11 protein-coding genes are annotated in these 11,116 nt (G+C 58.5%); 3 read left to right on the top strand and 8 right to left on the bottom strand.

Annotated elements, in window-relative coordinates; all coding sequences use genetic code 11:
- The first annotated feature begins 269 nt into the window (after nt 1–269).
- Entirely contained in the window at nt 270–2,978 is a 2,709-nt protein-coding gene (locus R6U20_RS06840; protein WP_410337112.1) for a TonB-dependent receptor domain-containing protein, read from the top strand.
- A 213-nt stretch (nt 2,979–3,191) separates the two neighbouring features.
- Here R6U20_RS06840 and R6U20_RS06835 read toward each other — a convergent pair whose 3' ends face one another.
- The 3 genes from R6U20_RS06835 to R6U20_RS06825 all read right to left on the bottom strand — a co-directional run bounded on the left by R6U20_RS06835 (nt 3,192) and on the right by R6U20_RS06825 (nt 5,819).
- Nucleotides 3,192–3,359 carry a hypothetical protein gene (locus R6U20_RS06835; RefSeq protein ID WP_410337111.1) on the bottom strand — a complete coding sequence of 56 codons (168 nt, stop codon included), beginning with the start codon at nt 3,357–3,359 and terminating at the stop codon, nt 3,192–3,194.
- A gap of 97 nt (nt 3,360–3,456) precedes the next feature.
- Nucleotides 3,457–4,488, bottom strand: coding sequence for an alcohol dehydrogenase (locus R6U20_RS06830; protein WP_410337110.1), 1,032 nt, complete (start codon nt 4,486–4,488; stop codon nt 3,457–3,459).
- A 146-nt stretch (nt 4,489–4,634) separates the two neighbouring features.
- Nucleotides 4,635–5,819 (bottom strand): CaiB/BaiF CoA transferase family protein, encoded by a 1,185-nt coding sequence (locus R6U20_RS06825; RefSeq protein ID WP_410337109.1) that lies wholly within the window; start codon nt 5,817–5,819, stop codon nt 4,635–4,637.
- Between the two features lie 392 nt (nt 5,820–6,211).
- Here R6U20_RS06825 and R6U20_RS06820 point away from each other — a divergent pair, with 392 nt between their 5' ends.
- Together R6U20_RS06820 and R6U20_RS06815 are read left to right on the top strand one after the other, a co-directional pair.
- On the top strand, nt 6,212–7,621 hold the full coding sequence (locus R6U20_RS06820) for a cytochrome ubiquinol oxidase subunit I (RefSeq protein ID WP_410337108.1): 1,410 nt from the start codon (nt 6,212–6,214) through the stop codon (nt 7,619–7,621).
- Entirely contained in the window at nt 7,614–8,615 is a 1,002-nt protein-coding gene (locus R6U20_RS06815; RefSeq protein WP_410337107.1) for a cytochrome d ubiquinol oxidase subunit II, read from the top strand. Before R6U20_RS06820 ends, R6U20_RS06815 begins: the two co-directional genes overlap by 8 nt.
- 699 nt (nt 8,616–9,314) lie before the next feature.
- Here the strand turns inward: R6U20_RS06815 and R6U20_RS06810 are convergent.
- From R6U20_RS06810 to R6U20_RS06790, 5 genes are all read right to left on the bottom strand, one after another.
- Nucleotides 9,315–9,473 carry a hypothetical protein gene (locus R6U20_RS06810; protein WP_410337106.1) on the bottom strand — a complete coding sequence of 53 codons (159 nt, stop codon included), beginning with the start codon at nt 9,471–9,473 and terminating at the stop codon, nt 9,315–9,317.
- A 43-nt stretch (nt 9,474–9,516) separates the two neighbouring features.
- Entirely contained in the window at nt 9,517–9,939 is a 423-nt protein-coding gene (locus tag R6U20_RS06805) for a type II toxin-antitoxin system VapC family toxin (RefSeq protein WP_410337105.1), read from the bottom strand.
- Nucleotides 9,905–10,135 carry a type II toxin-antitoxin system Phd/YefM family antitoxin gene (locus tag R6U20_RS06800; RefSeq protein WP_410337104.1) on the bottom strand — a complete coding sequence of 77 codons (231 nt, stop codon included), beginning with the start codon at nt 10,133–10,135 and terminating at the stop codon, nt 9,905–9,907. The genes R6U20_RS06805 and R6U20_RS06800 overlap by 35 nt, the downstream gene beginning before the upstream one ends.
- A gap of 224 nt (nt 10,136–10,359) precedes the next feature.
- Nucleotides 10,360–10,587, bottom strand: coding sequence for a DUF5615 family PIN-like protein (locus R6U20_RS06795; protein WP_410337103.1), 228 nt, complete (start codon nt 10,585–10,587; stop codon nt 10,360–10,362).
- A 102-nt stretch (nt 10,588–10,689) separates the two neighbouring features.
- A complete protein-coding gene (locus R6U20_RS06790) occupies nt 10,690–10,998 on the bottom strand; it encodes a DUF433 domain-containing protein (RefSeq protein ID WP_410337102.1) in 309 nt (102 codons plus the stop codon).
- Between the last annotated feature and the right edge of the window lie 118 nt (nt 10,999–11,116).

The raw sequence follows: 11,116 nt of genomic DNA, 5'->3' as shown, positions 1-11,116 counted from the left end.
CCCGGCACGTCATCCCGAGCGCAGTCGAGGGATCTCCCCGGAATCGGCGGAATCAGACCGCAGAGAGACAGCGATCCGCCCTTATTTCCGCTCGGCTCAAAGAGATTCCCGCAACGGATGACCTGTCGGCCCCTTCGTACAACAGGCATGACCTCCGGCCCTCGCTGCGCTCCTCAGAATGACAAAAACCTGGGTGTGTGAAGGGGCATGTGAGTTTTGTCATGTACCATAAGCGATCTCTTCCCCTTCATTCTCACATTCCGTCACGCATGCAAAATTGGAACGCACCATTGGGCATCAGCCTGCTTTTCGGCATCCTGCTCATGCTCATCCCTTCAACAACAATCGCCCAACAAGCCCCCAACGCCCCGGCCACTTCGGTAGCCGACACATCCGATGCCCAGACCGAATCCCTGGAACGGGAATACGCGGGTGCTGTCGTTGACAGCGCGGACTTTGGACACACGGCGTTCTCGGTCAACCGCGCCCTACAAGGCAAAATTGCTGGAGCCTACATCACGCAGAACTCCGGCAATCCAGCGGGCGGGATGTCGATGCGATTGCGCGGCCCCAGCACGATTCTCGGAAGTACGAGTCCGCTCTACGTGCTGGACGGCATCGTGATCAATAACAACTCGCGCGAACTCATTTACTTGGGCGGCGGCACGCAGAACCGCCTCGTAGATCTGGCCCTGCACGACATTGAACGCATCGAAGTTGTGCGAGGAGCAGCCGGGGCCGCCCAGTACGGATCGCGTGCCAACAACGGGGTCGTTCAGATCTTCACCAAGCAGGGGACGTCTGGCGCACCACGCGTCACATTCTCAACGCGCGCTCAGACCGAGTCCGTGCGCAATACGCTTGATGTGAACATGGCCCAGAACGCAGAGGGGCAGTTCTTGGACAACTTTGGTGCTCCCCTGCCCGAGGACGAGCGTCGCTGGGATTGGCAGGACTTTATCTTTGACCGGGCCTATGGCACCGAGCAGGCGCTCTCGGTATCGGGCGGATTCGGCGACACGCGGTACCGCGCCTCGGGCTCCCATTTTGCCAATCAGGGAATCGTTGAGGGCAACAGCTTTCGTCGCCTAAACGGACGCCTGCGCATCGACCAGACGCTCAACGACTGGGCCGCGCTTACCGGTAGCGCCACCTACGCACGCAGCACCACGCAAGACATCCCGAACGGTGATTTAAATCGCCCCTACGGCGCTCTGATCGGTTTCATCTTCGGCCCAAACACCTTCGACCCGCGCCCAACAGAAGAGGGTACGTTTCCTGACGACGGCTTCGGGCTCAATCCGCTGGAAGTGATCGAGCGCTTCAACTTCGACCAGCAAACCGACCGGTTTATTGGAAACGCTGCATTGAACCTGACGCCCACCGAGAATCTCACTGTCGACTACGTGCTGGGCATTGACACCTACGATCACGATGCAACGACTATCATCCCATCGGACCTCACCTCGGCACCAACAGAACCCCAGCCCGACCGCAGCAGCACCCACACCCGGCAGCACGTGAGTAGCCGCTTAAACGTGCGCTACAGCACCGCTTTTTCGCCCACGCTTCAGTCTACCACGCACGTAGGTGGCACTTTACATCGTGAGACTGGAACGACGGACGAAAAATTCGTGCTGGGGGCTCCAGGAGACCCTTTTTTCCAGCGTGTTTCCAATACGTTCGATACCGAGTATGACATCTACAGCGGATTTGTGCAGGAGACGCTGACCTGGAAGGACCGCCTCGTCCTTACCGGAGCCGGGCGCGTTGCTACGTATCCTACATTCGACGATAGCGGAATTGCGTTCTACCCCAGCGGACGCTTGGCGTACACCCTCTCTGAAAACTCGGTCTGGAACGACGCGGGCCTAAGCCGCCTGTTTCCGCGCTTTACGCTGCGGGCTGCGCTCGGCTTTTCAGGCGGCCCCGCCTCCATTGGGCCGTTTTACCGTGGCGTGCCCTCTGATGTGACGCCCGAGCGACAGCGCGAGATTGAGATGGGCGCCGACTTCAGCCTGCTGAGCGACCGGGTCGCCGTTGAGGCAACATACTACACGCAGCGCACCGACGACCTTATCTTCATTGAATTCCTGAACCCGATCATAGATACCGGGTTCGGCTTTCCAGGAAGTCCATTTGAAAACACGGGCACGCTCACTAATCAGGGCATTGAGATATCCGCACGCGCCCAGGTCATCAATCAGGAAAACATTCAGTGGGTCTCTACAGCAACGTATAGCCGCAACCGCAACGAAGTGAGCGGGCTGCCCGAAGATAATCTTACGTTTCCCACCTCTTTAGAGCGGTTACGGGCGATCAATGGGGAACCACTCGGGGTGTTCTACGGCTTTCAGTTTGAACGCAACGAATCCGGCAATGTGGTTGACCATGAGGGCAATGTGCTCGTTGAAGACGACGAAGGGCTCTGGCGTCTGCGCAACGATTCTGACCCGGAAGCAGGCCCGAGCGGACTTCCAGACATAGGAGGAATGGGTGTTATCGGCGACCCGCATCCCGATTTTGTCGCTTCGTGGATCAACGACGTGCGCATCCGCAATTTCGACCTGCGGGTTCAGTGGGATGCGGTTGTTGGGCAAGACGTGTACAACTATACCAGACAGGAAGGATCCAACCCCTTTTCAGGAGTAACAGAGTTGTACCAGCAAGAACTTGAAGGGGATTTGCCATTGCAGTATGCATGGGAAGTCCAGAACATTGACGAGCACTGGATCGAGGACGGCTCGTTTCTCAAGCTCCGCGAGATCAGTGCCGCCTACACCCTGCGTCCGTCCATTGCACGCGTCGAGCAGATGCGCTTCACCCTTGCCGCACGCAATGTGCTGTCTATTGACAGCTACACCGGGTACGACCCCGAAATAAACACGGGTGGACAGCGCACCGGCGTCCGTGGACTGGATCTTGCCGAGGTGCCCATTCCCCGCACGTTTTCGCTTGGCCTTACCGCGGTGTTTTAATATGTTCGGGGGATGCACAGGTGTTGCCTCATACACTCATCCCGCCGCGCGCCTCTGGTATTCCGCCCAACGACCAAAGGGCCGCTCCGTGTAGGGGCGGCCCTTCGGCGTTTGGTAGCGGTCGAGTAACAGATGGCTTTCTGCCCGATTCGCCGGAGACGTCCGTACCTACACGGCGCTCCCAGTCTCCGGCTATCGAAGCGGTTTAATCCATCACTTAGTGCCAAACCAGTCCGCATCCAACGCATGCGCGTCAGGGTCAGAAGCTATATCTCGCTGGATCTCAGCATCCGTTTTCGCCTGGAGCGCCTCCCAGTCGGTCTGGCTCTCCATATCGTTCAACTCGTCAGCGGAGACTGTTGTAATAGTATTTTCGCTCATGGTCTCGTTAAAGCTCTGTGCTCTTGGCAGAAACACCGAACGGGGGACCGTTCGGCTCAGGGTCGCGGCACCGTGCATAATTGATTGTACGGACGCTCTATGCGCCTGGTAGAGATCCCGCATGCTCGGGCACAAGTACGACCCGAAAACGCGCTTCGTTGTTGATCATGCGGTCGTAGGCGGCGTCGGCCTCCGACAGCGGGTACGTCTCGACCATCGGCGCTACGTCGTTTAGCGCGCTGAAGTCGAGCGTGTCCTCCGAGTCGTCGGCCGTGCCGCTGGGCCAGCCGGATACGGACTTGCGTCCCATGATGAGGTCGAGCGGAGACACTTCGATGGGCTCGCCGGTGGCAGCCACCACAAGCAGTTGGCCGTCGCGTCCGAGACCGCCCACCAGTTCGGAAATCGCCTTGCTGTTGGGGGCCGTCGCCAGAATCACGTCGGCGCCGCCGAGTGATTGAAGCGCCTCGGCCGGGTCGTGCGCCGTCGTGTCGATGTAGTTGTTCGCACCGAGTCCGTACGCCAGCTCTTCCTTATCGGTACCGCGGGAGAGCGCCGTCACCTCGCATCCAAACTGACGCGCATACTGCACGGCCAGGTGCCCCAGTCCGCCAATGCCCTGCACGGCCACATGGTCGCCGGGCTGCAGGTTGCCGTTGCGGAGGGCGTTGTACGTGGTGATGCCCGCGCACAGCAGCGGCGCCGCATCGGTGTAGTCGAGTCCGTCGGGCATCGACGCCACCGCCTCCTGCGGCGCAACCATGTACTCGGCATAGCCGCCGTCGTAGGAGATGCCGCAGATCTGCCCGTTTTCGCAGTTCACGAAGTCGCCCGCGCGGCACGCCTCGCACTCGAAGCAGTGGCCGCCGTGCCAGCCCACGCCGACGGACTGCCCCACCGCCCACTGCGACACGTCGCTGCCAACGGCATCCACAACGCCTGCTACCTCGTGCCCCGGCACACGCGGATACTCGATGCCTGGCATTGCGCCGTCTTTCACGAACGCGTCGCTGTGACAGATGCCACACGCATGCACTTTCACGCGCACCTCGCCCGGCCCCGGTTCAGGAATAGGCTGCTCAACAACTTCAAATTCTCCGCCTGCTTCGGAAACCTGTACAGCTTGCATTGTGGACATATGCGTGTGGGGCTTTGTGTGCGAGATTGTTGAATAGCATTTGTATAATCTCTTACGAAAACAGGCCGTTCCGGACTCTGTCTACTCGTAGCGAGTCTGTTGGAAACAGTGCTGGCGTTGTGCGACGCACATGGCGGTCATCCACACACGACGACCCCGTTGGTCTCCAGCTTCGCAATCTGGCTCTCGTCGTACCCCAACCGCTCTCGGAGTACGGCTTGGGTATCGGCCGCGTATTCAGGAGGAGGCCGCAGGACTGGCGCTTCGCCCCCACTGTCAGAGGCAATCTGGCGGAGTCCAGCGGGATGCGCGGCATCACCTGTATCCAATATCATGGCGGCAGCGTGCGGGTCGCTGAACACGTCCGGAAGGGTGCGTACCGCTCCTGCCGGCACGCCCCGTTGATGCAAAGCCTCCAGCAGCGCATCTGCCGACTGCTCGGCCAGCCTGGGACGCAGGGCTTCGTTGAGGGCCTCGCGATGCTGCACGCGGGCGGCGTTGGTGGCGAAGCGCTCCTCCTGGGCCAGCGCCGGACGGCCCAGCACGTCGCAGAGCGCCGCGAACTGACGGTCGGTACCTACGGCCAGCACGACCGGCGTGTCAGCGGTGGCATACGCCGTACCGTACGGCGCAATGTTCGGATGCGCCGAGCCCATCCGCTGTGGCACATGACCCGTGTTCAGGTAGTTCGTGGCCTGGTTGGCGAGTCCGCTCACCGCCGCCTGCATGAGCGAAACCGGCACATAGGCACCGCGTCCAGACTGCGTGCGGCGCAACAACCCCACGAGCAGCGCCTCCTTTAGGTGATGCGCGGCCAGCACATCCATCAGCGCCACCGGCATCTTCGTGGGCGGCCCATCGGCAGATCCATTCATTGTCATGAAGCCGCTTTCGGCTTGAATGACGGCATCATAGCCCGGACGCGGGTTGTCGGGGCCGTATCCGGTGATGTGTCCGTACAGCAGTGCCGGGTTGATGCTGCGCAGCGTGTCGGCATCAGCCCCCAGCGCTTCAGCCCGGCCCGGACGGTAGTTGGCAATTACGATGTCTGTATCAACCACCAGGCGATGCAGCACGTCTTGGCCGCGTTCGGTACTCAGGTCGAGCGCGACCGACTGCTTGCCGTAGTTGCAGCAGCAGAAGTAGGCCGAGCGGTCATCGGGCGGCGTTTCGTGGGGCAGGGTCCACCGTCGCGTCACATCGCCCTGCGTACGCGGATTTTCGACTTTGAGGACGGTAGCGCCCAACTCGGCAAAGAACTGACCCACGCTGGGTCCGGCCAGCACGCTTGCCAGTTCCAGCACCGTACACGATTCGATCATAGCAGATGAGCATAATCAGGAGGGATGCGGAAGCATCTCAACGGAGCCTGGGGCGGATGCCGTTCCCCGCCGGCATCTGGGTTGATTGCAGGGCGGAGCGCCTCTGCGTTGTATGCCTTTACCTCATTCAGGATACGCGCACACAATAGGCTATTTCACTCAGGCGCTACACGTGTCAGATGCGTGGGATCAATACCCAGGAATCATCCATCGTTTTCCCACACTCCTTTCCGGCAAACTTCACCCTCTACCGATCGCAGACTTGAACCTTCTCCTCTTGACAAGATTACACATCACGAAATCAGACTTGTAATCACAAGTGAGTAGTTCCCAGGATACTGGGGCGGGTTGGGCACCGCACTTGACTGGTGGGCTACCGAGGGCCGCTGCCTATGGACTTCTTCTCTCCTCTTGCATTCCTTTCACCGGAACTGGCCAGCCGGATTCAGTTTGGGTGGACGATCACCATCCACATTATCTTTGCCGCCACCTCAATTGGGCTGGCCCCCTTTCTTGTCTACTTTACCGTGCAGGAGTTTCGCACGCAGCAGGCACGCTATCGCAAACTCCGCGCGTTCTGGACGAAGCTTTTCGCCATCGGTTTTATCATGGGAACCGTGACGGGCATTCCTATGGGGTTTATGTTTGGCACCAATTTCGGGGTGTTTTCGGAGGTGGCCGGAGAGCTCATTGGCGGACCGCTTTCCTTTGAAACCAAGATGGCGTTCTTCACCGAAGCAGTATTTCTGGGCGTGATGTTGTTCGGGCACGAGCGTGTACCCGGCTGGTTCTACGTGTTCTCGTCGGTCATGGTGGCGTTTGGAGCGTGGCTGTCGGCATTCTGGATTATCGTTGTTAACGCCTGGATGCAGACTCCGCAAGGATTCGAACTCGTCGAAAAGGGCGGCCTTGAAGTGGCTCAACTCACTGATCCTGTTGCCGCTTTCTTCACCCCACGCATGCCGTGGATGTACGCCCACATGCAGATGGCCTCTGTGCTGTCTATTGCTCTTATCATTGCCGGCGTATCGGCCTACTTCCTCTGGCGCAACCACCGCACTGCTGCGTGGCGCACAGCGTTTCGCGTATCGGTAATCGTCATCCTGGTCACCTCTGTCCTTCAAGTCGTGCAGGGGGATATGTACGGTCGGCATGTGGGCGAGACACAGCCTCACAAATTTGCAGCGATGGAAGCGCACTACGAAACGGGATCTGCCGACCTGCACCTGATTGCGTTTCCGACTGAACTGGAAGCCTTCACCAATCCGCGAGCCGAAAATCTCTATGCTATCAGCATTCCACATCTGGCCTCGTACCTGGCCAGCGGCGGCGATACGGACCACGAAATAACCGGACTCAACGATTTCCCTTACGAAGGTCCGCCCGTGGCCATGGTATTCTGGTCGTTTCGCATTATGGTTGGGCTTGGCTTCTTGTTCATCCTCCTCGGCGTGTGGGGCGGGTACCGGCTCTGGCAGGGCAGGCTCTACGACGACACGCGCTACTTGAAGGCCATGATGCTATCGGCGCCACTCGGCTTTGTAGCGCTCATCACCGGATGGTACGTTACAGAGATTGGGCGGCAGCCGTGGCTCATCCAAGATGTGCTGCGCACCGGTGAAGGCGTTTCAACATCGCTCACCTCGGCCCAAGCCACGTTCACGCTTGCAGCCTTTGTTGTCGGGTACATCATTCTGTTCGGTATCTTCCTGTATACATTCAAGCGTCTTGTAGACACCGAGCACAAGACCTCTTCCGATACTGAATCTGTCGAACAACGTCCGGTGGCTCACCATGGATAGCATTCTTTCAACATCGGAATATCTGCTGCCTGCGCTCCCCGAGCTCTGGTTCAGCTTTGTACTGGTTGCCTTTGGAGGCTACCTGCTGCTCGATGGGTTCGACTTTGGACTGGGCATGCTCTACCATACGGCTACGACCAACGAGCGTGCTACACTGCGGGCGGCTTTTGGACCCGTCTGGAAGGCGAACGAAGTCTGGCTTGTGCTTTTTGGCACTGTACTGTTTGCAGGCTTCCCTCGCGTGTACGCGCAGCTTCTTAGCACCCACTACCTGCTCGTGTTTGCGCTTCTCTTTGCCCTGTCGATGCGCGGACTGGGCTCCAAACTCCGGGGCAAGACCACGCACGCAAAATGGACCCCGTTCTGGGATCGAGCCTTTGTAGCAGGGAGTCTGTTTTCTCCGTTTCTCTTGGGTATGCTTGCTGGAAGTTGGGCCCTTGGTGCAGCATCGCCTCTTGCGCCAGGCCCAGTGTTTGTTGGACTTACCCTTGTTGTGCTCTCATTGATGCTGGGGGCATCGTTTCTCGCTATTAAGACCGAGGGCGCCTTACAACAGCGCATGGCCGTACGGTCTCGCTGGGCCAGCGTCGGCTATCTGGGTGTGCTGGTGCTTACCGCTGCTGCCTTCTATCAGTGGCACCCCGGTACGCATGAAGCACTGCTGTCGCTTCCCACTGTACTTATCGTACTCGGATCGGTCGTAGGAGGGGCTGCTGTGTATCGCTTTCAGCAGCAGCGCTTGCATCACAGCGCACTTTTCGCAGCCGCCAGCATGGCCGCTCTGCTCATCGGACTCGTCGCTTATTTGATGTATCCGTTCGTGTATCCAGCCGAAGCTCTCACCGTGCGGGATGCTGTCGTATCCCCTTTACCGATGAACATCACCTTCGTGATGGCAGCGATATTTTTCCCTGTGATTCTACTGTATTTTGGATTTCTGTATTCGGTCTTCAGCGGTCCGGCCCGTCCCGAAGACGAACATGCTTACAGTTAACAAGACCTAAGTGACCCCAACAATGGTTGTGGGGATTGCCGGGTGGATTCCCCTCCATCCTACCTGTCCTCCCCGATCAAGTCACGATCGTTGTGTAAAGGGGTCTTCTGTCAGGCTTCAAAGTTAAGCGGCTTTGGGTACGGGATTGTCCGGGATGACTATAACGTGGGAGTCCGTACGTTACAAAGTGGGAGTCCATGCATTACCCCATGAATCATCTGTGACACCGCACTACTGCTGTGTCAACCCTGAAAGGTTGGGTTCAGATGCGTATTTTCCCCTCCATCCTACCCTTCCTCCCCGGGGAGGAAGGAACTGTGAGGGGCCACTTCCCAAGTCCCCCTCGGAGGAGGGGGATTTAGGGGGAGGGATTCCATACTATCACACAACCCGAAAAATTATCCTTGACAGAGCAGTAGTGCTGTGTCACAGGTCAATGGTTGGGTTGCAAGGTCCCCGTTCGTATTGTCATCTTGAGCGAAGCAACTACGCCAAGGAGACGCGAAGTCCTGACACGAGCGAAGCGACTGATGAACGCGGTGAATAAAGATCTCCACCGAGGTGTTGACCGAGGCGCTGTTCAATCAGTTGCTTCAGGCAGAGATGACTGCGCACCTGATCCAGCAACGCGGGGGCGAAGCTTGCCCGCCGACAAATCCGCTCGCGGAAACCGAAACAGGAGAATCTGGCCCGGCTCTTTCATGATGAGGAGAAGCGTCCTTCAAAATCTCCCGCAGTGTACTCGGGATCGTTCTCGTCTTCCATGCCTCGCATCGCCAGCGATAGGGACTGTCGCGACCACTCTTGCTCCTCCCGGCGCGCCTGCTGCCGTTCGGCCTTTGCGAGAAGGTACTCCACAAAGTCGAGCACTTCGGCCTGCGTTCGTACCAGCGAACGTTTCTTACCACAGAAGGTCAATGTCGTAGTCCGCGAACGCCCCGTCCTTGCTCACAACCGTCAGGTTTTCTACCTGCGCTTGCGCAATGATCATACGGTCAAATGGGTCACGATGATGGAGCGGAAGCGCTGTGTAGGTCCCGAAGTGCTCCACCTCTGAACGTAGCATCTCAAACCCGTTTTGCCGTATCTGCTCTGAGACAAGTATACCAAGTGGCTTCGGTAGCTCCAATTTTCCGATGTTGATCTTGATCGCCATTTCCCAAAGGCTTGCCATGCTCAAGTAGGCGGCATTGCTCGTATCTTCGATCGCTTCTCTGGCTTTTCGGCTAAGCCGGTCGTTTCCACCTGCAAACCAGAGAAAGCTGTGTGTGTGTCGAGAAGTAACTGCATTATCTGTACTCCTGGAACTCGTCGAGCGGCTCATCGAAGTCCTCACTCATCCAGATCTCACCTTCGACACTTCCGAACTGGCGCTTGCGTTTCTTCTCCGGCGAAGCTGGAGCAGTCAGCCGCACAAACGGGCGGTCGTCTTTCGTAATCAGGACATCCTCTCCATGGAAGGCGCGTTCGAGAAGCTCGTCGAACCGACGACGGGCTTGGCCGATGTCAACCTGTGGCATAGCAGGGCGCACTATCTATTTCTATTGTAGTGAAGATGCTTGACGAGTAAAACGCGGTGAACGCAGACTTGCTCCAGAATCGCGATAACGATGAAGCTCTGCGGCGAAGGCGCCGGTAACCTATCAACAAGATGGTAGAAGCGCCACCCGTGTCAGACACATCGAGAACCCCTGCGCCCTTCGCCCGCAGCAGCGTAGGGGTATGGCGGGCTCGAGGGCCACCGTCAAATGAACTCGATGTGCGCGCGCATCTCTTCGGTCGTTAGGACCTGGGCAATGAGCGTAAGCCCCTGTACCATCGCCCCGACGGTTCGTCCTTGCGGTCCATAGACGATGCCAGCGTGGTCGATCCCTTCAGCGGCCAGCCGCAGAAAGTTATCGTCATGGGTGACGATCACACGCCCCTGGCTTCGTGCAAATGCCAGGGGCTCTTCATCACTCGCCCCAAGCATGGCCGCTTTCTACAAGTGTCAGGACATCGATGCTACGGCGGCGCAGTCCCTTTGCAATGGCACGCCCGACGTGCTCGTCGAAGTAGAAACGAATGGGGCCGTTCACGCCTCGCCTCGCAGCTTCTTCGCAAGCAGCGACGGCGTTTCTTGGCGCATCTCTTGTACGAAGGCTTTGCCTTGTTCGATGGCCTTGTCCACCTCGCTCTGGTGGGCGAAGTGGTACGCCAAGGCCGCGTAAATGTCGGCCAGTTCGAGGTCGTACTCGCTGGCGATCTCGTCGGCGCTCCATCCGAGGCGGTCATGCCAGACGACGATGTTCTGCACGGTGATGCGGCGGCTGTCGATGCGCGGTTTTCCACCGCACACGCCGGGCGTTTTCACGATGCGCTCGTCAAGCGTCTTCGTAGCCATGACCGTAGAATGACAGATGGAAAGAGCAAATTCGCGCGTTAAACCGGAAAGGACGATAGCAGTTGCAGCGCGCTGTATAACGGATGAACTCTGCGGCGAAGGGAGATGACAACGTAGG

It is taken from the genome of Longimonas sp. (genome assembly GCF_046498435.1).
Taxonomy (GTDB): Bacteria; Bacteroidota; Rhodothermia; order Rhodothermales; family Salinibacteraceae; genus Longimonas.
This window is presented reverse-complemented; position numbering and strand designations above follow the sequence as displayed.

Coding starts and splice junctions, on each gene's coding strand:
- R6U20_RS06805 (WP_410337105.1), bottom strand. CDS start 9,939: ATGAGCCGCTCGACGAGTTCCAGGAGTACAGATAATGCAGTTACTTCT.
- R6U20_RS06820 (WP_410337108.1), top strand. CDS start 6,212: ATGGACTTCTTCTCTCCTCTTGCATTCCTTTCACCGGAACTGGCCAGC.
- R6U20_RS06830 (WP_410337110.1), bottom strand. CDS start 4,488: ATGCAAGCTGTACAGGTTTCCGAAGCAGGCGGAGAATTTGAAGTTGTT.
- R6U20_RS06815 (WP_410337107.1), top strand. CDS start 7,614: ATGGATAGCATTCTTTCAACATCGGAATATCTGCTGCCTGCGCTCCCC.
- R6U20_RS06840 (WP_410337112.1), top strand. CDS start 270: ATGCAAAATTGGAACGCACCATTGGGCATCAGCCTGCTTTTCGGCATC.
- R6U20_RS06835 (WP_410337111.1), bottom strand. CDS start 3,359: ATGAGCGAAAATACTATTACAACAGTCTCCGCTGACGAGTTGAACGAT.
- R6U20_RS06790 (WP_410337102.1), bottom strand. CDS start 10,998: ATGGCTACGAAGACGCTTGACGAGCGCATCGTGAAAACGCCCGGCGTG.
- R6U20_RS06825 (WP_410337109.1), bottom strand. CDS start 5,819: ATGATCGAATCGTGTACGGTGCTGGAACTGGCAAGCGTGCTGGCCGGA.
- R6U20_RS06795 (WP_410337103.1), bottom strand. CDS start 10,587: ATGCTTGGGGCGAGTGATGAAGAGCCCCTGGCATTTGCACGAAGCCAG.
- R6U20_RS06800 (WP_410337104.1), bottom strand. CDS start 10,135: ATGCCACAGGTTGACATCGGCCAAGCCCGTCGTCGGTTCGACGAGCTT.